A 21908-nucleotide genomic window follows, 5' to 3' on the forward strand; every position below is an offset into this window, starting at 1 on the left:
TCTTTCTATTATTTATCTTCGTTAAAAACTTTTATTCTTTGACCTGGAATCAATTTAACGATCGCTTTTTTACAAGCAGAAGTATAACCTTGATATTTGCCTTTTCTTTTAAATTTAGGCAATACATTAATAATATTAACAGAAGCTACTTTGACTTGAAAAATTTTTTCTATAGCTTTCTTAATTTCTATTTTATTAGAATCTTTTTTTACTTTAAAAGCATATTCATTATGAGTTTCCATTTTTTTATTAGTTGATTCAGTAATAATAGGAGATTGAATTAAATCATAATATTTAATCATTTTTTATAAACACCTCTTCTAAAACATCAACAGCCTTTTTAGTTAAAATAAGATGTTTTGTATTTAAAATCTGATAAACACTAACATGTGAAACACTTTCTAAAGTGACTTGAGATAAATTATTAGTACAACGAATTAAATTATTATTTAATTCATCAACTATTATTAAAACTTTATCTTTTTTAACTTTAATTTTATCTAAAAAATTCTGAAATGTTTTTGTTTTATGATTCTCCATATCAAAAGAGTCGATTATTATTAAATTATTTTTTTCTTTATGCAAAGTTAAAGAAGATAAAAAAGCTAGTCTTCTAACTTGAGTATTATTTTTAAAACTATATTTTCTTGGTTTAGGACCGAATGCTACTCCTCCGCCTCTCCATAAAGGTGAACGAATAGTTCCATGACGAGCATTTCCTGTTCCTTTCTGAGCCCAAGGTTTTCTACCACCGCCAGAAACAGCAGCTCTATTTTTAGTACAATGATTGCCTAATCTCATTGCTGCCATTTGTTGTAAAACAACATCATATAAAGATTGTTGATTCAACTTAATACCAAAAATATTTTCATTTAAATTTATCTCTGATATAAGTTCTCCTTGTTGATTTAAAACATTATACTTAGACATTATAAAACTTCCTTATGATTTTTTTTAACAGCAGATTTTATAACTAAAAAACTTTTTTTAGGACCAGGAATACTTCCTTCAATTAAAAATAATTTTCTATCTGAATCAACATTATAAAGTTTTAAATTTTGTAAAGTTACTTGTTCATGGCCTAATTGCCCTGGTAATTTTTTACCTGTAATATTACCTTTAATAGGTCCCATAGAACCAGGTCTTCTATGATATCTAGAACCATGACTTTCAGGACCGCGACTTTGATTATGTCTTTTAATAGAACCTGAAAAACCTTTACCTTTACTAATACCTGTTACATCTATAATTTCTTTTGGAGCAAATAAATTTATATCTAAAATTTGTCCTTCTTTTAAATCTTTTAACTCATTAATTTCATTTGATGCAAAAGAAATTTCCTTAATAAAATATTTAGGCTCAGCATTAACTTTATTAAAGTGTCCTAAAAGAGGTTTTGTTGTTAATTTATCTTTTTTAGAGCAAAAACCTAATTGAGTTGATTGATAACCATCTTTTTCAACAGTTTTTTGTTGCAAAACAACATTATCACAAACATCAACTACAGTAACAGGTATTGAAACCCCTTGTTCATCAAAAATCTGAGTCATACCTAATTTTTTTCCTAAAATTCCTTTAGCCATTTCATCCTCTTTCTTAAATTAAAAATAAAATAATTTTCTTAAAATAAAATATTCATTTTAAATTTTTTTTAAATTTTTTTTTAAAAAAATATTAACAGTGGAGGGTAAATTAATATACATTAAAGCATCTATTATTTGAGAATCAGGATCAATAATTTGAATTAAACGTTTATGGGTAAAACGTCCGAATTGTTCTCTGCTATCCTTATTAACAAAAGGAGAACGATTTACAGTAAAAATTTCTCTTCTTGTTGGTAATGGTATTGGACCTTTAATTTTTGCTCCTATTTTAGAAACGCTATCAATAATTTTCTTTGCCGCTTGATCAATTAAAAGATGATCATAAGTCTTTAAAATGATTTTAACAATTTCCTGACCTTTAGCCATTTTTATAAACACCTTTCATAATAATATTATTCAAAAAAAATATAAAAACATGTTTTTATATTTTTTGCGCTTAATAAAAAAAATATTTTTTCAATAAAAAGTTTTTTTTAATAAATCAATAAATAAATTTTATATTTTTCTTTTGTAAGGAGAAAAAAATATTAAAAAAGACAATCATTTTAATTATATATTAAAATAACGTCATATATTAAAAAAAATTTTTATTTTTCATCAATATATTATAAACAATAATATAGAAATTTAAATCAATAAAATAATCAAATAAAATAATTAATAAAAATAATATTAAACAAATATTTAGCTCTCAAATTATTCAAAAAAAATAATACAAATAATATTTAAAAATTTTTACTAGCAACTCTTAATTTAGCAGAAGAACTTCTGGGATTTATTCTTATTTCTTCTTCGCTAGGATAAATAATTTTTTTATTAATAATTTTTAAAGGTTTAAGGGGCATGTTTTTTTCTAAAATAGGAATTTTTGGATGAATATCAGATTGACTATTTTTTTTAAAAAAATTTTTAACTAAACGATCTTCTAAAGAATGAAAACTAATTACAACAATTCTACCATTAGGTTTTAATAATTCAAGGCTTTGTTGTAATGATACCTCTAAAAACTTTAATTCTTGATTAACTTCGATCCTTAAAGCCTGAAAAATTCTTTTAGCACTATGGCCTCTTTTATTTTTTCTATAAAAAGGATAAAATTTATCAGTAATCGAAACTAATTCTAAAGTATTATTCAAAGGTCTTTTTTTAATAATTTCTTTAGCTATCAAAGCAGCTTTAGATTCTTCGCCATAAAATAAAAAAATTTTTTTCAATTCAAAAAAATTATAGTTATTAACGATGTAATGAGCATTTATTTTTTGCCTATAATCCATTCTCATATCTAAAAAAGAATCACGTAAATAACTAAAACCTCTTGTATGATCTTCGATCTGAAAAGAAGATAAACCTAAATCAAATACAATACCGTCAATAGAAGAAATATTATGTCTTGACAATTCTTCTTTTAAAAAAGCAAAATTATTATTAATTAAAATTATTTTGTTATTATTCTCGAACTTTTTGCGGCATTTTTTAATAGCAAATAAATCACAATCAAAAGAATATAAACGACCTTTATTAATTTTATTTAAAATTAATTGACTATGACCGCCACCGCCTAAAGTAGCATCAACATAAATACCTTTAGGATTTATATTTAAATATTCTATCACTTCATCGCTTAAAACCGAAACATGTTTATTGTATAACAATTTTATAACCTCTTTTTATCATTTCGATTAAAAAAATAATAAAGTTTACATTTTTATTAATTAAAATGATTTATTTTACTTAAAAATAATTTTAAAATTACCATTAATAATTTCTGATAAAGCTTTACTTAATATTTTATTACCTTCGACATCAGAAACATCTAATTTTAAATCTTCTATAACATGAGCAATTTTACTAGATAAATAAGCTAATTTATATTTAGAATCAATTCGTTTTAATAATTTATCAATAGAAGGATTATTTAAACCTTCTTTTTTTTCTACCAACATACTTTAATTTCCTTTTTGTAAGATTTCTTTTAAATAAAAATTAATGATATTTTTAGTTTTAGAATGTTCAGCTGAAAGAATAGAAATAATTTTGTTTACAGCGTTATCGATTTCATCATTAATCACGATATAATCATATTTATAAGCTAATTTCATTTCTTCATCAGCTCTCAACATTCTTTTGTTAAGTTCTTGATCTGTTTCGGTATTTCTTTTTTTTAAACGTTTATATAAAACTTCTTTAGATGAAGGTGCGATAAAAATAAAAACACAATCTTTATTAACTTTATGTTCCCTAATTTTTAAAGCTCCTTCAATATCTATTTCTAAAAGAATTTTTTTACCTTCTTCTAATTTTTGTAAAATTTGTTTATAAGCGGTTCCATAATAATTATTTAAAAATATATTATATTCTATAAAAAAATTTTCTCTAATTTTATTCTTAAAATCTTCTTTGTTTATAAAAAAATAATCTTTGCCTTCTTTTTCTCCTCTTCTAGGTTCTCTTGTAGTATAAGAAATAGAATAAAACAAATCATTATTAATTTTCTTTAACAATTGTTTTTTAATTGCGTCTTTTCCAACTCCCGATGGACCTGAAATTACTATCATCAAACCTTTCTTATATAAGTCCATATAAAAACCCTTCTATAATTTTTAGAAATTTTTTAAAATTTAAACAACTAAATTTAATAATTTGTTTTTAATGTAAATAACTTTTAAAATTGAACGGTCTTTAATTAAAGAATTAATTTTAGAATTTTTTAAAGTTTTCTGAAGAACTGTAACCTGATCTTCATCTTTCAAAATAAAAACTTTAGTTTTGAAATGGCCATTTATTTGAATAACAATTTCAATTTGTTTATCTAAACATGATATTTCTTTATAAGAAGGCCAACAAGAATAAACTAATTCTTCATTACACTTTAAAAATATCACATTCAATTCTTCTGTTAAATGAGGAGCGAGAGGATTTAATAATTGTAACAAAATTCTAATTTGATTAGAATTTATTTTCTTCTCTTTATAAACATAATTAGTAAAAATCATCAATTGACTAATAACTTTATTAAATTTTAATTTTTCATAATCTTCAGTAACTACTTTAATAGTTCTGTTTAATAAAGGTTCTAAATTAGAACATTCTTCATCTACTAAAAAAAGAGAAAACATATTATAGAATCTATTTAAAAAACGTTGAATCCCTTTAAAACCATCTTCACACCAAACTTTATCATCTTCTAAAGGTCCTAAAAACATGATATACAATCTTGTAACATCTGCGCCGTACTTTTCTAAAACTAAAGAAGCGTTAACACTATTATTTTTAGATTTACTCATTTTCAAATTATCTTGACCTAAAATCATTCCTTGATTAACGATTTTTTTAAAAGGTTCTAAAGTAGAAACGATTCCCAAATCATATAAAAATTTATGCCAAAAACGAGCGTATAACAAATGACCTACTGCATGCTCTTTACCACCGATATAAAGATCTACAGGCAAAAAATAATCTAAAATTTTTTTAGATTCTGGGCTATTTAAAACATCCATACCCAAAGAATTTTTTAAAATATAACCTATATAATACCATGAACTACCAGCTGTTTGCGGCATAGTATTAGAATCTCTTTTATATTTTTTTCCATCTTTTTCAAAATATAACCATGAAATAATCTTAGATAAAGGTGATTGTCCATCCCCTGAAACTTTAATTTTATCTATCAAAGGTAATTCTAAAGGAAGTAACTTATCATCTTCTAAATAAACATTTTGATTTTCATCATAATATACTGGAAAAGGTTCTCCCCAATATCTTTGACGAGAAAAAATCCAATCACGCATTTGATAAGTAAAATGAATACGACCTAAATTATTTTTCTCAGATATATCTATAATTTTATCATTAGCTTCTTTAAAAGTAAATCCGTTCAAAAAAGAACTATTTGTTAATATATCTGTTTCTGATATTAAATGAAAATTTTTTGAATTATTTTTTAAACAATCCACATCATTAGTGGATTCGGAAATTTTACAAATCGGAATTATTTCTAAATTATGTCTTTTAGCAAAAGAAAAATCTCTTTCATCACAAAAAGGAACAGACATAACGACACCGGTACCATAATAAGGAAATACATAATCGGATACCCAAATAGGAATTTTTTTCTTAGTAAAAGGATGAATAGCGTAACTACCAATAAAAACTCCTGTTTTATCTTTATTCATATGTCTATTTAATTCTGTTTTTTGTTTAGTTTGGTATAAATATAAATTTAGGCTTTCTACAAAATCTGTTTTAGTTAAATCATTTATTAAAGGGTGCTCAGGAGATAAAACTAAAGCACTAACTCCAAAAATAGTACTTGGTTTTGTAGTAAAAACTTCCAAAACGTAATTCTTGTTAGATAAAACAAAAAAAGAAAAAATAAAACCTTTTTTTTTGCCTATCCAATTTGTTTGAATATCTTTTAATTGCGAAGGCCAATCTAATAAATTTAAATCTTTTAAAAGCCTATCGAGGAAATGAGTAATTTTTAAAACCCATTGTTTCATTTTTTTTTTAACAATAGGATAATTTCCTCTTTCAGAAAAAATACCTTTTTCTGTTACAATAATTTCATCATTAGATAAAACTGTTCCTAATTCAGGACAAAAATTAACTTCAACATCTTTTAAAACTGCTATTTTTTTTTCATAAAGTTTTTTAAAAATCCATTGTGTCCAACTATAAAAAGAAGGGTCAGAAGTTGATAATTCTTTGTCCCAATCAACTCCTTTACCCAACATTTGTATTTGTTTTTTAAAATTATTTATATTTTCATAAGTAAAATATTTAGGATTTTTGCCTGTTTTTAAAGCATACTGTTCAGAAGGTAATCCAAAAGAATCCCAACCAAAAGGATGTAATACATTATAACCTTGCATTCTTTTGAATCTATTAACTATATCACTAGCGGTATAACCTTCGATATGACCAACATGCAATCCAGAAGAAGAAGGATAAGGAAACATATCTAAACAATAAAATTTTTTTTTACCAAAATCATAACTTGTTTTAAAGTTTTTATTGTTTTTCCAATGAATTTGCCATTTTAATTCTATTTTACGAAAATCATAAATTAACATAAAAAAACCTTTTATTCTATATTATTACATCAAAAAAAATAATTAAATTATGATAAATTACTTTCAATATATTCAACAACATCTTTTACAGTTTTAAATTGTTGCATAACCTCATCACTAATTTTTAAATCAAAAGAATTTTCTAATTCAATAACTATTTCAACAGCACTAAAAGAATCTAAATTTAAATCTTCTTTTAATCTTTTATCTAAAGATATTTGATCTTTATTTAAATGTTTTTTTGTTGAAATAATTTCTTTAATCTTATCTAAAACCATGTGAATTCCTCTAATAAAATAATTTAAAATAATATATAAATGTCTATTTTATTTAAATAATAAATTATATAAATAAAACAATAACTACATACAATTATATAATATTTTTTTATGTAATTTATATATAATAAAATAATATAAAAAAATATTATAAATATAACAAAAATATTTTAACTTTGAATTTCATTATTATTTAATTTATTTAAAATATTTTTCGATTCTTGTAAGAGTTTATAAAAAATTAAACATTCTTTATACATTTTTTCAATAAAACTTTTATCTCTTGGAATCTTTTTAACTTTTGCATTTTGATAACTTTGAAATACTAAAAAAAAAGCTTGTTTAGCATTAGAACAATACATTTGTGTTTGCATTTGAGCATAATAATAAATAGGAATCTCATCATAAACAAAAAATTTTTGCCAAGTCTCAGAATTTAAAGATACAGGACATTTAATTTCTAACAAACTTTTAGTTTCGACATTCCAACCATCTAAAGATGCTGATAGAAATTCTTTAACAAAAACTAAAGGTTTAAATTCTGTTTTATTAATATCATTAAAAAAATTTCTAGCTTTAGATTCTAAAGTTCTGCCATGACGCATAAAATCGTTATCTTTTATTTTTTCATCAAAAAGTTTTCTTTTGAAAAGACTTTGTCTATTTTCGAAAGGATTTAAACCCATAATTATTGAAACTTCAGAAGCATTAATATATTTTTTTCTATGTTTATGCCAATCAGCAGAATTTTGTTTTAAGTCGAAACTATTCATATAAAAAAACCTTTCTTATTCTAAAAATTAAATTAAATTTTGATTTACATTTCATCTAAAATAGGTATTCCCAAAATTTTTAATCCTTCTTTTAAAACAATCATAATCCCTTTAATTAATAAAATATTAGCATATTGTAATTTAGGGTCATCGATATTCAAAATTTTTTCTTTTTCATAAAATTTATTAGCATTTTTAGCTAATTGAAAAAGATATCTTGCTAAAACGCTAGGCATATTTAAATCTTTTACTTTTTCTAATATTGAATCAAATTGATCAAGTAATCTAATTAAAATATAATAATGAAACTGTTCATAATATTCAGAAAAATTTATATTATCATATATAAATTCATTATCATGCAAATCAATTTTTTTAATAATAGAATTAAAGCGAACTATCGTATATTGTAAATAAGGACCTGTATTGCCTTCAAATTTTAACATTTGATCTAATTCGAATTTTATATCCAAATGACGATCATTTTTTAAATCATTAAAAACAATAGCACCAATAGCTATTTTTTGAGATATTTCCTTTAATTTTTCTTGACTAACATTTTTATCTCTTATTATATTTTGAACTTCTAACATCGCTTTATCAATAATATTTATCAATTTAAATTCATTGCTTTGTCTTGTGGATATTTTAGTATTTTGGAATAAAATTAAACCAAAATTAATATGTTCCAATTCTAAATTATCGTAACCTATTTTTTTAGCAACTGCTTTTAATTGTTTATAATGTAATTTTTGTTCATTACCTACTACATACAAACATTTATGAAAATTAAATTTTTGATAACGATATAAAAGACACGCTATATCTCTAGTTAAATAAAGTGTACTTCCATTTTTTTTTTGTATTAAAGCTGGCGGTATATTTTCATCTAAAGGCATAATATAAGCGTCTTTATCTAATAAAAGTAATTTTTTTTCTTTTAAATGTTTTAATAATTCAATTGATTTATCGTGAAAAAAAGACTCTCCTATATAATAATCGAAAGCAATTCCTAATAAATCATAAATTTTATGAAATTCTTTTAAAGAAATTTCTTTAAAATATTTCCATAAATCAGTTATTTCTTTAACTTTATTTTCCAAAAGATAAAAAATATGTCTCGCTTCATTATTTAAATTTTTATTTTTATTTGATTCTTGATGAAATAAAATATAAACTCTTTGTAATTCATTAATAGGATCTTTAGACATATTTTCTGATTTAGCCCAATTTCGATAAGCTAAAATCATTTTGCCAAATTGGGTACCCCAATCACCTAAATGATTAATGCTAATAGTTTTAAAACCTAATTTTTGATAAGTATTTTTTAAAGCATTGCCGATCACTGTAGAGCGTAAATGTCCAATAGAAAAATTTTTAGCTATATTCGGCGAAGAATAATCTAAAACTATTGTTTTATTATTATCTTTTTTTTGACAATAACTTTCTCCGCTGTTTAAAACATTTAACAAAATTCCTTGAGATATTTTTTTTCTATTTAATTTTATATTTAAAAAACCATTTTGGAAAAAAATTTTTTGTATTTGTTGTAATATCATTAAATCTTTTTGAAAATCATAAAAAATTTCCATTAAATCTTTTTTTAAAATTTTAGAATAGTTAAACAAAGGCAAACAAAAATCAAATGTCTCATCTACAAAATTAGATTTTAAAACTATTGATATAAAATATTTATCATTTAAAATTTGCTCTATTTTATTTTTGATTTTTTGCAAATACATAAAAAAATACCTTCGATTACTTTTTATATTTTTAATTTTATTTAAAAATATATAATTTTTGTATTTTGGTCAAAAAATTTATTCAATATATTTTTATATTTAATATTATATTGATGAATATAAAAAATTCTTATTTAATTTAATTCTATCTCATTTAAAAAATTTTGAAAATGAAAAGGTAAAGGGATTTCAAATTGTAATTTTTTTTGGGTAAAAGGATGAATAAATTTTAATTTTTTACTATGTAATAACTGTTTTTGTATTAATTGTTTCTTCGTGGAATATAAACAATCCCCGCAAATAGGATAACCTAAATAAGATAAATGAACTCTAATTTGATGCATTCTTCCTGTTTCCAATTTTAATTCCAATAAAGAAAAATTTTTAAATTTCTTTAAAAGTTTAAAATGAGTTACAGAAGATTTTCCTTGTCGAGAAACTTCCATTTTTAAACGATTACTTTCATTTCTTTTAATAGGCAAATCAATAACTCCATGATCATATTTTAAACAACCATTAATTAAAGCCCAATAAATTCTTTGAACTTCTCTTTTTCTAATTAAATTTTGAATTTTTAAAACTGATTCTTCTGTTTTGCCAATAATGAGTAAACCTGTAGTATCTTTATCTAAACGATGAACAATACCTGGTCTCATATTATTTTTTTCAAATTTAAAATCTTTAATTTGATAAAATAATCCATTAATTAAAGTAATCCCTGAATAACTAGGAGAAGGATGGACTATTAAATTATAAGGTTTATCAATAATAGCTAAATATTGATCTTCATAAATAACTTTCAAATTTAAATTAATAGGATCAATAATATTACTAGAAGATTCATTATTAATAATAGAAGGAACTTGTATTACATCATTGATTTTTAATAAATAACTTTTTTTTAAAACTTTGTTATTATTAATAATAATTTGACCAGAATTAATCAAAGAATAACAATAATTTCTGCTAATATTTAATTTTTGTGTCAAAAATAAATCCAACCTTATATTTTGTTCTTTATCATGAACAACAAATATTTTCATAATTCACCTAACAATTTCCAATTTTTATTAGAAATTATTCTTTAACAAAAATAAAAGAAAAAAATGTACCATGTAAAACACATAAATACATTTTTATCTCTAAATATCAAAATATTTAATTAAACAAAAAATTGTTTTTTGAACAATAAACAATTGTTTAATAAAAATTTATTTATTGTTTTTATCTGCGTCTTCATCATCATTATACTCGTCTAAAAATGTTTCTAAATTCGATACATCATCTTGTTCTGAATTGTCTTGTTTTGATTCATCTTTTTTTGAATCATCCTGTTTTGATTCATCTTTATTTAATTCATCTTTAGAAATTTTTTCTTTTCGTTTTTGTTCATCAAACCAACTTAATTTATTTGTTTCTAATATTTCTTGAATATCTTTTTTACTAAGAGTTTCAACTTCTAATAAATACTCTGCAATTCTCAAAAATAATTCTTTATTTTCAGAAATTATTTTTTTAGCTGATTCATAACAATTAAAAATAATTTTTTGAATAGCTTGATCAATTTCTAAAGCTTTAGGATCTGAAAAATTTTTATGAAAAGTATTGCCCTCTTCAAATTGAGCTAATCCCAAATCACTCATTCCAAATACAGTAACCATTTTTTTTGCAATATTAGTAGCCATTTTTAAATCTTGATAAGCGCCATTAGAAATATCATCTAAAAAAAGTTCTTCTGCTGCTCTCCCTCCTAATAAAGAAGTAATTTCAGCTAATAATTTCTTTTTAGATGAAAAAAAACTTTCTTCTTCGTTAGAGAATAAATTATAACCGCCTGCATTGCCTCGGGGTATAATCGTTACTTTTTGTATTTTTAAAGCATCTGCTAATTTTAAGCCAATAACAGCATGGCCTACTTCGTGATAAGCAACCATCTTTTTTTCTTTTTCTGAATACTTTATACTTTTTTTAGCTAATCCCATTAAAATACGATCTACAGCTTCACTAATAATTTTTTTATCAATCGCAAAAGCATTATTTCTAGTAGCTAATAAAGCTGCTTCATTTAAAATACCTTCTAATTGAGCTCCACTAAAACCAGATGTTAATCTAGCTAAATCTCCTAAATCAACATCAGGAGAAATTTTTTTATTTTGAGAATGTAATCTTAAAATAGCTTCTCTATCTTTTAAACTTGGTAAATTAACAATAAAACGACGATCAAATCTACCTGGCCTTACTAAAGCAGGATCTAAAAAATCAGGTTGATTTGTAGCAGCTATAACAATAACTCCTTGATTTTGGTTATAACCATCCAATTCAATTAATAATTGATTCAAAGTTTGTTCTTGTTCAGTGTTACCATGGCTAAAACCTCTTTTACGAGCAACAGTTTCGATTTCATCTATAAAAATTATACAAGGAGCATGTAACTGAGCTGATTTAAATAATGATCTAATACGTGAAGCTCCTAATCCTACAAACATTTCTACAAATTCTGAACCTGAAACTGCAAAAAAAGGAACATTAGCTTCGCCCGCAAGAGCTTTAGCTAATAATGTTTTTCCTGTACCAGGAGGACCAGTTAATAAAACTCCTTTAGGTATTCTAGCGCCCATTGCAACATATTTTTTAGGATGTTTTAAAAAATCTACTAATTCTTGTAATTCTTCTTTTTCTTCTTCTGCGCCAGCTACATCTTTAAAATTTAATGTTGATTGCCTAAATTTTTTACTTTGTTGTTTTTTACCTTTATCACCAAACTGTTCTAAAAATTGATTTGCTGTATTAGACATAAATTTAATCATTAAATAAAATAAAAATAATATAAAGCAAATATTTGAAGATCTAACAAAAGGTTTAAAACCATGTAATTCATCACGTATATAATTACCTGAAAGTATTATGTTTGTTTTCTCGTCTCTAATTTCTTCTTTTATTTTGTTGAAATCCGTTTTAGAAACATTATAAAAAGTTTCTTTTTTGTCATTATTATACGTAACTTCTAAATCATAATAACCTAGACCAACCAAATAAGGTTTTATTGACTGAATTTCCTCCTTTTTATCTTTAATTAACATTGGATCTTTATTGTCTTTTTTATTAATTATATTATCAAAAGATAATATTAATCCAACCACTAAAATCATAAAAATAATATAAAAAAAATTAATTTTTTTAAAAAATTGTTTCAATTGTTTCACAATATTTTATCCTTATAAATAAATTGTAAATATAAAAAAATAAATTATTTTATTCTTTTATTTAATTAACTCTATATTTTGCATATAATTCTGTAAAACTTGAGGTATAACAATATTACCTTTTTCATCTTGATAATTTTCCATAATAGCCATCATTGTTCGTCCTATAGCTAAAGCAGAACCATTTAAGGTATGTAAATATTGTTTTTTATCATTTTTGTCTCTCATAAATTTAATATTAGCTCTTCTAGATTGGAAATCTTCAGCATTACTTATAGAAGCTATTTCACAATATTTATTTTGTCCTGGCAACCATACTTCAATATCATAAGTTTTACTCATGCTAAAACCCAAATCACCAGTAGATAAAACAACAACTCTATATGGTAATTTTAATTGTTTCAAAATATATTCAGAATCTTCCAATATTTTTTCTAAAGCTAAATAAGAATGTTGAGGCTCCACAAATTGAATTAATTCTACTTTATTAAATTGTTTTTGCCTTAAAAGTCCTTTAGATTTTGTGCCAGCCGCACCAGATTCTTGCCTAAAGCAAGTAGTATAACAAACATATTTCAAAGGTAATTGATTCGTGTTCAAAATTTCATTACGATGTAAATTAATCATAGGTACTTCAGCTGTCGGATTTAAATACCAATTTTGTTTATTTGATTTTAATTGAAAAAGTTCTTTTTGAAATTTAGGTAGTTGTCCCGAAGCAAACATAGATTCTTCATTAACAATAAAAGGAGGAAAAATCTCTGTATAACCCCTTAATATATGAGTATCAATCATAAAATTAATCAAAGCTCTTTCTAATTTAGCGCCAAGACCTTTTAAAACAACAAACTTACTACCTGTAATTTTAACTCCTTTTTCAAAATCTAAAATATCTAAATTTATACCTAATTGAATATGATCTTTAGGACAAAAAGACATTTTTTTAGGTTCAGAAAAACGAGATATTTCAATATTATCTTTTTCATCAGTCCCAAAAGGAACTGAATCATGCGGTAAATTAGGAATATTATATAATATATCTGAAATATTTTTTTTTACTTCAATATATTGTTTTTCTAATTCTTTTAAATTATTTTTAAAAATTTTTTCTTTTTTTAAAAAATCATAATCTAATTTATTATTTTGTTTTAATTCAGTAATATTTTTTGTTAAATTATTTTTACGAAATCTTAATTTATCTATTTCATAAATTAAGTTTTTTCTATTTTTATCTAGATGAATAAGCTGTTCTAAAAAAAATGAGTCTATTCCTCTTTTTTTTAATTTATCACAAACTAAATTCATATTACTAAGAACAAATTTAAAATCCAACATAGACAAAAAATCCTTTATCAAGTTAAGTGTATTTTTATGCATTTTATTTTAAATTCATTTAAAAAATTTTAAATCTAAAATTTAAAATATAAATTCATAATTAACTAATAAATTTTATCTTCCAGAAGAAATACTATTTAATAGTTTAGAAAAATGAGATTTATTTCTAGATACAAAATTTTTGTGATATACGCCTTTTGATTGTCCTTTATCTAATTTTTTATTAATAAGATTAAAGAAAATATTAGCTTTATCTTTATCAGAAGAATTAATACTCTTATTAAAATGATTTATAAAAGTTTTAACAGATGATTTAAAAGACTTTCTGAATAATCTACGTTTTTCATCAGTTTTAATACGTTTTTTTTGTTGTTTAATGTTTGCCATATTTTAAATATCCTTTTTTTTATAAAATTTATTATTACACACACATTACTATTTTATAGTAATAATTTCAATTATAATAAAAATAATATACAATCAAATAATTAAAAAAATAAAAAAATATTTTTAATTACATTTTAATCTTATATATAATTATAAATAAATTACACTATATTTTTATATATAATATAAATATGATATTATTAAATTAATATTAATAAGTTAATATAATAAATTAATATAATAAGTTAATAATTGTGAAAGTTATATAATAGATTAAATAATGAAAAAATTAATAAAAATATCAGCTAATTTAATTACTCTTTTTAGAATTTTTTTAGTTTTTTTTATGTTACCTTTTTTATTTTTAAAACATAAAAATTTGAATTCTAACGATGTTGATCATAGAATTAATTTCAGTATAATTTTTATTCTAGCATCTATTACAGATTTTTTAGATGGATATATAGCTAAAAAATTTAAGACACAAACTATTTTTGGTAAATTTTTTGATCCTATAGCTGATAAATTATTAGTAATTGTTTCTTTTTTTTATATTTATACATTATGTAATAAAGGATCAAATTACAAATTATTTAATGATAATAATAATAACAAAACAATCGGAAATCTTATATTAATTGCTTTGCTCACAAATATTATAAGAGATTTTGTAGTAATGGGATTACGTTTAATAGCCGTTGAACAAAAAAAAATTATAACTGCTTCTATATTGGGTAAATTAAAAACTATTTTTACTTTTTGTTCTATTTTATTAATACTATTTTCAAAACAAATCGGTAAAATAATTATTCAAGAAGATCAAATAATAAATTTAATTAAATGTTGTTTGATTATAAATATTATTTTAATTATCTATTCTGGATCGAATTATATAATAAAAAATTTTAAATTTATTCAAAAAAGTTTTTAATTTAAAAAATAATAATATAAATTATAATTATTAAAATTATAAAATAAATTACTACCATAAAGGTGAAAATAAATGAATAATATGACAGAAACAAACAAAAATACTTTAGAGCAAATGTTGAAAGATATTGAAAAGCGCTTTGGAAAAGGAAGCATAATGAAACTAAATGCCACAAAAATCGATAAAATAGAATCTATTCCTACTGGTTCTTTAAATTTAGATATAGCCTTAGAAATAGGAGGCTTTCCTAAAGGTCGAATTATTGAAATTTATGGTCTTGAAAGTTCAGGCAAGACAACTCTAGCATTACACGCTATAGCTGAAGCTCAAAAAAAAGGCGGAAATGTAGCTTTTATAGATGTCGAAAATGCTTTAGATATTAATTATGCAAAAAAAATCGGAATAAATATAGATAATTTTATTGTATCTCAACCTGATTCAGGAGAAGCAGCTTTAAATATTGTAGAATCTTTAATTAAAAGCGAAATAATGAGTTTAATAGTTGTCGATTCGGTAGCCGCTTTAGCTCCAGAAGCTGAATTAAAAGGCGAAAGTGGTGATTCTTTTATGGGTCTTCAAGCTAGAATGATGGGGCAAGCGATGAGAAAACAATCTCCTATTATATCTAGAACTAATACTACAGTTATTTATATTAATCAATTAAGAGAAAAAGTAGGTATTATTTTTGGAAGTCCTGAAGTGACTCCAGGAGGAAAAGCTTTAAAATATTTTGCTTCTTTAAGATTAGATGTGAGAAAATCTGAATTTATTAAAGAAGATAATAAAGTTGTAGGCATCAGATCCAATGTTAAAATTGTAAAATCAAAAGTATCATCTCCTTTTAAAGTAGCTAATTTTGAAATAATGTACGGAAAAGGAATTTCTAGAATAGGAGAATTATTAGATTTAGCAGTTAATTTAGGTTTCATCGAAAAAAATGGTTCTTGGTTTTCTTATCAAAATACAAAAATAGGACAAGGTAGAGAAAAAACAAAAGAATTTTTAATTAAAAATAATAAAATCAGTGACGAATTAGAAACAAAAATTAAAAAACATTATAATTTAATTTAAATTTATAAAAATAAAATAGAAAGAGTCTTGTATATATGGAATTCAATAATAATATAAAATATAAAGGTGCTAATTGGAATCAACCTGAAGACGAATACACTCAACATTTTTATGAACAAAATTTAAGTCAATTTTGGCGTCCAGAAGATATAAGTTTACAAAGCGATTTACATATATGGCAAAAATTAACACCAAAAGAAAAAGACACTTATTCTAAAAATTTATTAATTTTAACTTTTTTAGATACTTATCAAGGTGATATCGGAATGCCTACAATTTTACGTTCCTGTTTACCTTATGAACATCAAAAAAAAGCTACTTTGAATTTTATGGGAGCAATGGAAAATGCAGTTCATGCTAAAAGTTATTCCAATATTTTCATGACTTTTTTAAATCAAAAAGAAATTGAAGATTTATTTAATTGGGGAGAAAAACAAGTTAATTTGCAAAATATTTTGAAAAAAATTGTTAATGTTTATGAAGAATTAGAAAAAAATATTTTAGAAAATCAACCTCATTCCTTAAATTTAAATAATGAAAAAATCAATATTATGAAATGGAAAGCTATGGTTGCTTCTGTTTTTTTAGAAACTTGGTTATTTTATTCTGGTTTTTATTATCCATTGTACTTTTATGGTCAAGGCATGCTAATGCAAGCTGGAGAAATAATTAATTTGATTATTAGAGATGAAAGTGTTCATGGAGCATATATTGGTAGATTAGCGAAAGATTTATATAATAATTTTTCTTCGCAACAAAAACAAAATTTAAAGAAATGGTTAAATGATTTTCTTGATGACTTATATAAAGAACAAAATAGTTTAACAAATATACTTTATAAACAAGTTGAATTAGTAGATGATGTTCAAGCTTTTGTTCGTTATAACGCTAATAAAGCACTTTTAAATTTAGGTTTTAATCAAAAATTTCCTCAAGAAGAAATAAATCCTGTTATTATTAATGGTCTTAATACTGAAACTAAAACAATGGATAATTTCTCAATGAAAGGTAATGGTTATCAAAAGATGATATCCGAAAGTCTTAAAGATGAAGATTTTATCTTTTAATTAAATTTCATAAAAGAAAAGCAATAAATAAAAAAAGAGAGAGAATATACCTGAACATAACTCTCTCTTTTTTTATTTATTTTGACATTAAAATCAATTTATTTATTTAATGATATTGGCAGGGATATCAGGATTCGAACCCGAACGATTGGTTTTGGAGACCATTATGCTACCATTAACATCATATCCCTTTTTTAAAAAATGGTACGGGTGACAGGACTTGAACCTGTACGCCTTAAGCGCTAGATCCTAAGTCTAGTGCGTCTGCCATTCCGCCACACCCGCAATTTATATTTATATTTTGGCAGGCCCAGCTGGATTCGAACCAACGAGTGACGGAGTCAAAGTCCGTTGCCTTGCCGCTTGGCTATGGGCCTTCATAAAAAAATAAATCTATATAATTAAATTTAATTAATGGGGCGGTTGATGGGAATCGAACCCACGCATAACGGCGCCACAAGCCGCTGCGTTAACCACTTCGCCACAACCGCCATTTTATTTAATAATTATATATTCTTAATAATAAATATATTTTTATTATAAATAAAATATTTATAACATTTATTATTATACATTATTTTATTATTTATCCAAATTAAAAAAATTTTTTTAAAAAGATTATTTTTTTAAAAAATTATTTATTTTTTTTAAAAAAAATGTTATAATTTATTTGCACTTATATCGTAATAAAATTTATTATTGAATTTTATTATGATATAGGAATGATTTGTAGATATTGAATTAAATTCCATAAAAAATTTTGTATATTAATTTTATTATATTAAAAGGAGTTGATATAATGTCTGTTATTGAATTAGTTAATAAAAACCAAAATTTATTAGAAAATTTATTTGAGGATTTTAAAAAAAATTCATTATTTGATAATTCTTATTTTTTAATGAGAACTGACATAAAAGAATATGATGATCATTATTGTTTAATCACTGAAGTGCCTGGTTTTAAAAAAGAAGAAATTAAAATTTATTTAGAAAACGGTTACTTAATTTTAGAAACTTCGCCTTCAGATGAACCAAAAGAAGAAGAGATTCGTTTTAATTATCTTAAAAAAGAAATAATAAGAGGCGTTATTAGACGTAGTTTTAATTTAGGCGAGCAATTTACAATGGATGACATCGAAGGTAAACTAGAAAATGGTTTATTAATTATAAAAATTAACAAAAAAGAAGAAAAAATTAAACCTAAAGAATATTTAGAATTAAAATAATAAAAAAAATCAAATTATTATTTGATTTTTTTTTTAATTATTTTCATAAAAAAATAATAAAAATTAATTTAGCCTTTTTTTTTCTTTATTTTTACTTATTAAAAAAAGTTTAAAAAAATCTAAGTCTTTCGGGTTTACATATAAAACATTTTTATCAGGATCATAGTAAGAATTATCATTATTATTCGTCATCATTTTATTTAACATTAATAATTGAACATTTTCAAGATCCGAAATTTTTTCAAATATTTGTTTTAGGTAATCTGGGATTTTTTTTCTAATTAATTCATCGTTTGTATCATAATTATCATCTTTTGAAAAATGAGAATTTTGATTTTTAGCATCATTCTGATTAGATAATCTTTGAATTTCTTTTTCTAAAAAAAACATTTTTTGTTCTAATCTCAATATTTCGAATTTCTCTTCCATTTTATTTTGATTTATTTTTTGATCCATTTCTAAACGCAAAAAATTATTTTGTTGAATTTGATTATTGTCTCTTTGATTAAACTCCATCATTTTTAATTCAATTAAACTTAAATTATTTTTATCAGGTGATGAATGATTATTTATAGAAATTTTAGGATTCTCTGATGAATCTGAATTATCTGCTGAACTTTTATTATTTGAGCTCACAAATGTTTTTATAAAATCTAAATTACATTTCATAATAAAAAATATAAAATAAATAGCTTTAAATAATATAAATAAAATAGGGCCAATAAAAATTAAAATAATTATAACAAATAAAAAATACTGTAAAAACGTAGCTTTACCTGAAAAAATTTCTTTAAAATATTCCAACAAATATTGAAATTTCAATATTAATATTTCCCCTTTTATCTTATTAACATTAAATAAAAAATATTCAATAAATTTAGTTAATATTATTAATATGGACATTACAAGTATTATATAAAATAAATAAATATTATAAATAAATATTATAAATAAATATTATAAATAAAATCCAACTATACATATAATTCTATCATATTAAGATAATTTTTTTATATTTATAAAATAAATATAAAAAAAGAAAAAAAATTTATTAAAAAATTAATATATAATATATTAATTTTGTTCTACTTATAAAATAAAAAGAAAGAGTTAATTGAAATGCAATTAAAAAATATAAAAAAATTTCAAAGCGGTTTTAAAGAATTTATAAATAAAGGAGATATAATCAAACTATCTATCGCTTTTATTATGGGTCAATTATTTACTAAAGTAATTAGTTCTTTATCAACAGATATTATAATGCCTCCAATAAATTTATTATTAAATCGTCAATATATAAAATCTTGGAAATTATCATTAAATAATGAAATTACAATTAATTATGGTAATTTTCTTCAAAATTTATTTGAATTTTTATTAGTCTCTTTAGTTATATATACATTCTTATCTTTTTTTTATCAAAAAATTATAAAAAAAAATGATTCTAATGAAAAACAAAAATTAGAATCACTTGAAACAGAAAAAATAAAAGTTCTTAAAGAAATCAAAGAATTATTAGAAAAAAAATAAAATTATATTTAAGTTAAAATATTTAAATAAAATCCAAATCCTTTAGATCCTAAGTGAATAGCAAGTATCGGAGAAATAGGTCCATAAATAGAAACTTTTATATCAGGATCATTTAATTGTTGAATTTTTTTAGTTAATTCTTTTAAATAAGAATCATCTTGGACATACATTATTTGAACTTCTATAGGTTTAGAAACTAAATTTTTAAATTTTAAAATACATTCTATTAAATAAAGAAAATAATTTTTCCATAATCTAACATTTTTTTCAATCGTTATGAGTCCTTTTTGAAATTTTAAAATAGGTTTAATTTTTAATAAACTTCCGATAAAAAATTTAAATTTGCTGATTCTTTTGCTAATAACTAATTGTTTTAAATTTTCTAAAGAAAAATAACAACTACCTAATTTTTGTTCTTTATCAACTTTTTCAAAAATTTCTTTATATTCTAAATTTGTATTGTAAACATATTCACGGATTCTCTTTAAAATAAATAACATTCCTGGCCCAATAATACTAGAATCAATTATTGTAATATTATCATTATTTAAAATTTGTTTAGCTTTATAAGCACTATTAAAAGTACCACTAAAATTTCGAGATATTGTAACACATACTATATGTTCATATCCTAATTTTAATTGTTTATTGAAAGCTTCAATAAACAATTGTATACTAGGTTGACTCGTAGTAACTTGTTTTTTTTGCCGAACACATTCTAACAAAAATGAATTATCTATTTTTTCTGTAAATTCTTTATTATCTATAATAATAGATAAAGGTACAACACAAATATCAGATAAGAAATTAACATTTATGTTGTCGCCTACGGTAGAATCCACTACAAAACCTATTTTTTTTACATTCATATTATAATTCTTTCTATCAAAATATAAAAAAAATAAAAAATATTTTAAATCATAAAAGTAACTAAATATTCTTGAATTTGATTAGCATCTTTCATTTTTAACATAATACCTTCTAAAGCGATAGAAATATTTCCTGTTTCTTCTGAAACTATAATAGTCATACTATCAGTATTTTCGCTAATGCCTAAAGCAGCACGATGTCTAGAACCTGTTGTTTTTTTAAAATATTGTTTTTCTGATAACATAAAATAAGCTCCAGCAGATAAAATCCTATCACCTCGAATAATAACAGCTCCATCATGTAATGGAGTATTAGGTATAAAAATATTAATCAAAAGTTCTTTAGAGATTTTACCGTCAATTAAAATGGATTTTTGAGCAAATTGTTCTAAAGAATTATGCTTTTCAATAGTTATTAAAGCGCCTATTTTTTTTTCAGATATTTCCAAAACAGCTTCTAAAATTTGTTTTTGAGTATTATGACTTACCATGGCAAATTTTTTATTTTTATGCCAAAATTTAGTACATTTATGCAAATAATATCTTAAATAAGGAGCTTTTATAATAACAGGAGCTAATAAAATAAAATTAATTATAGGAATCCGAATATCAAAACCTATTAATTTTGTTAATAAATTTTTGTCTTGCGGAGAGAAATTAATTTCCCAAACATAACACAAACAAAGCGCCAAAAGGAAAGAATAAATAATTTTAAAAAATTCATATTGACTAACGAAAATTCGAAAAGAAATATAGATTAAACAAAGTAAACAAATAGACAATAAAATAATTTTTATCAAATCCATATTTTATCAAAAAAG

Annotated in this window: 23 protein-coding genes and 4 tRNA genes; 5 read left to right on the forward strand and 22 right to left on the reverse strand. The window is 22.6% G+C overall.

Translation table 11 applies throughout. The annotated features are described in order from the left end of the window. Positions 1-8: 8 nt before the first annotated feature. From rplW to rpsT, 15 genes are all read right to left on the reverse strand, one after another. On the reverse strand, positions 9-302 hold the full coding sequence (rplW, locus tag M8044_RS00925) for a 50S ribosomal protein L23 (RefSeq protein ID WP_273585201.1): 294 nt from the start codon (positions 300-302) through the stop codon (positions 9-11). Next, the gene (rplD, locus tag M8044_RS00930; protein ID WP_273585202.1) at positions 295-930 is read right to left on the reverse strand and encodes a 50S ribosomal protein L4; all 636 of its coding nucleotides are present in this window, start codon (positions 928-930) and stop codon (positions 295-297) included. Before rplD ends, rplW begins: the two co-directional genes overlap by 8 nt. Continuing rightward, on the reverse strand, positions 930-1583 hold the full coding sequence (gene rplC, locus M8044_RS00935) for a 50S ribosomal protein L3 (protein WP_273585203.1): 654 nt from the start codon (positions 1581-1583) through the stop codon (positions 930-932). The genes rplD and rplC overlap by 1 nt, the downstream gene beginning before the upstream one ends. Positions 1584-1640: 57 nt before the next feature. After that, complete coding sequence (rpsJ, locus tag M8044_RS00940) at positions 1641-1970, reverse strand: 30S ribosomal protein S10 (RefSeq protein ID WP_273585204.1); 330 nt, start codon at positions 1968-1970, stop codon at positions 1641-1643. A gap of 359 nt (positions 1971-2329) precedes the next feature. After that, positions 2330-3256 (reverse strand): 16S rRNA (cytosine(1402)-N(4))-methyltransferase RsmH, encoded by a 927-nt coding sequence (gene rsmH, locus M8044_RS00945; RefSeq protein WP_273585205.1) that lies wholly within the window; start codon positions 3254-3256, stop codon positions 2330-2332. 75 nt (positions 3257-3331) lie between these two features. Continuing rightward, a complete protein-coding gene (gene rpoZ / locus M8044_RS00950; RefSeq protein ID WP_273585206.1) occupies positions 3332-3547 on the reverse strand; it encodes a DNA-directed RNA polymerase subunit omega in 216 nt (71 codons plus the stop codon). Between the two features lie 3 nt (positions 3548-3550). Continuing rightward, entirely contained in the window at positions 3551-4183 is a 633-nt protein-coding gene (gene gmk, locus M8044_RS00955) for a guanylate kinase (RefSeq protein WP_273585207.1), read from the reverse strand. Positions 4184-4222: 39 nt separating this feature from the next. Continuing rightward, positions 4223-6676 carry a leucine--tRNA ligase gene (gene leuS / locus M8044_RS00960; RefSeq protein WP_273585208.1) on the reverse strand — a complete coding sequence of 818 codons (2454 nt, stop codon included), beginning with the start codon at positions 6674-6676 and terminating at the stop codon, positions 4223-4225. A gap of 47 nt (positions 6677-6723) precedes the next feature. Further along, a complete protein-coding gene (gene acpP, locus M8044_RS00965; protein WP_273585209.1) occupies positions 6724-6954 on the reverse strand; it encodes an acyl carrier protein in 231 nt (76 codons plus the stop codon). Positions 6955-7124: 170 nt separating this feature from the next. Continuing rightward, positions 7125-7727, reverse strand: coding sequence for a lambda-exonuclease family protein (locus tag M8044_RS00970; RefSeq protein WP_273585210.1), 603 nt, complete (start codon positions 7725-7727; stop codon positions 7125-7127). A 44-nt stretch (positions 7728-7771) separates the two neighbouring features. Next, on the reverse strand, positions 7772-9469 hold the full coding sequence (argS, locus tag M8044_RS00975) for an arginine--tRNA ligase (protein ID WP_273585211.1): 1698 nt from the start codon (positions 9467-9469) through the stop codon (positions 7772-7774). 134 nt (positions 9470-9603) lie between these two features. After that, the gene (locus M8044_RS00980; RefSeq protein ID WP_273585212.1) at positions 9604-10512 is read right to left on the reverse strand and encodes an RluA family pseudouridine synthase; all 909 of its coding nucleotides are present in this window, start codon (positions 10510-10512) and stop codon (positions 9604-9606) included. 168 nt (positions 10513-10680) lie between these two features. After that, a complete protein-coding gene (ftsH, locus tag M8044_RS00985) occupies positions 10681-12672 on the reverse strand; it encodes an ATP-dependent zinc metalloprotease FtsH (RefSeq protein WP_425306203.1) in 1992 nt (663 codons plus the stop codon). Positions 12673-12729: 57 nt separating this feature from the next. Beyond that, on the reverse strand, positions 12730-14007 hold the full coding sequence (serS, locus tag M8044_RS00990) for a serine--tRNA ligase (RefSeq protein ID WP_273585213.1): 1278 nt from the start codon (positions 14005-14007) through the stop codon (positions 12730-12732). 114 nt (positions 14008-14121) lie between these two features. After that, entirely contained in the window at positions 14122-14394 is a 273-nt protein-coding gene (gene rpsT, locus M8044_RS00995) for a 30S ribosomal protein S20 (protein WP_273585214.1), read from the reverse strand. 280 nt (positions 14395-14674) lie between these two features. On the opposite strand from rpsT, the gene M8044_RS01000 reads away from it, so the two are divergent. The 3 genes from M8044_RS01000 to nrdF all read left to right on the forward strand — a co-directional run bounded on the left by M8044_RS01000 (position 14675) and on the right by nrdF (position 17463). After that, positions 14675-15325 (forward strand): CDP-alcohol phosphatidyltransferase family protein, encoded by a 651-nt coding sequence (locus tag M8044_RS01000; RefSeq protein ID WP_273585215.1) that lies wholly within the window; start codon positions 14675-14677, stop codon positions 15323-15325. A gap of 72 nt (positions 15326-15397) precedes the next feature. Next, positions 15398-16396: a recombinase RecA gene (gene recA / locus M8044_RS01005; protein ID WP_273585216.1), complete on the forward strand. Its 999-nt coding sequence runs from the start codon at positions 15398-15400 to the stop codon at positions 16394-16396. Between the two features lie 35 nt (positions 16397-16431). Then, positions 16432-17463 (forward strand): class 1b ribonucleoside-diphosphate reductase subunit beta, encoded by a 1032-nt coding sequence (gene nrdF, locus M8044_RS01010; RefSeq protein ID WP_273585217.1) that lies wholly within the window; start codon positions 16432-16434, stop codon positions 17461-17463. Positions 17464-17579: 116 nt separating this feature from the next. On the opposite strand, the gene M8044_RS01015 is transcribed toward nrdF, so the two are convergent. From M8044_RS01015 to M8044_RS01030, 4 genes are all read right to left on the reverse strand, one after another. Next, positions 17580-17654: transfer RNA gene (locus M8044_RS01015), tRNA-Trp, on the reverse strand. 11 nt (positions 17655-17665) lie between these two features. Beyond that, positions 17666-17748 (reverse strand) — tRNA-Leu (locus M8044_RS01020). Between the two features lie 17 nt (positions 17749-17765). Further along, positions 17766-17840, reverse strand: a tRNA-Gln gene (locus M8044_RS01025). A gap of 38 nt (positions 17841-17878) precedes the next feature. After that, positions 17879-17954, reverse strand: a tRNA-His gene (locus tag M8044_RS01030). A gap of 308 nt (positions 17955-18262) precedes the next feature. Between M8044_RS01030 and M8044_RS01035 the strand changes: the two genes are divergently transcribed. Then, positions 18263-18688, forward strand: a complete 426-nt coding sequence (locus M8044_RS01035; RefSeq protein ID WP_273585218.1) for an Hsp20 family protein — start codon at positions 18263-18265, stop codon at positions 18686-18688. Between the two features lie 63 nt (positions 18689-18751). On the opposite strand, the gene M8044_RS01040 is transcribed toward M8044_RS01035, so the two are convergent. Further along, positions 18752-19510, reverse strand: coding sequence for a hypothetical protein (locus M8044_RS01040; protein WP_273585219.1), 759 nt, complete (start codon positions 19508-19510; stop codon positions 18752-18754). Positions 19511-19807: 297 nt separating this feature from the next. Here M8044_RS01040 and mscL point away from each other — a divergent pair, with 297 nt between their 5' ends. Further along, positions 19808-20218 (forward strand): large conductance mechanosensitive channel protein MscL, encoded by a 411-nt coding sequence (mscL, locus tag M8044_RS01045; protein WP_273585220.1) that lies wholly within the window; start codon positions 19808-19810, stop codon positions 20216-20218. A gap of 8 nt (positions 20219-20226) precedes the next feature. Here the strand turns inward: mscL and M8044_RS01050 are convergent, their stop codons facing one another. Then, entirely contained in the window at positions 20227-21087 is an 861-nt protein-coding gene (locus M8044_RS01050) for a DegV family protein (protein WP_273585221.1), read from the reverse strand. A gap of 44 nt (positions 21088-21131) precedes the next feature. Beyond that, entirely contained in the window at positions 21132-21893 is a 762-nt protein-coding gene (locus M8044_RS01055) for a diadenylate cyclase (protein ID WP_273585222.1), read from the reverse strand. Positions 21894-21908 lie beyond the last annotated feature (15 nt).

The organism is Columbia Basin potato purple top phytoplasma, from assembly GCF_028595955.1.
Classification (GTDB): domain Bacteria; phylum Bacillota_I; class Bacilli_A; order Acholeplasmatales; family Acholeplasmataceae; genus Phytoplasma.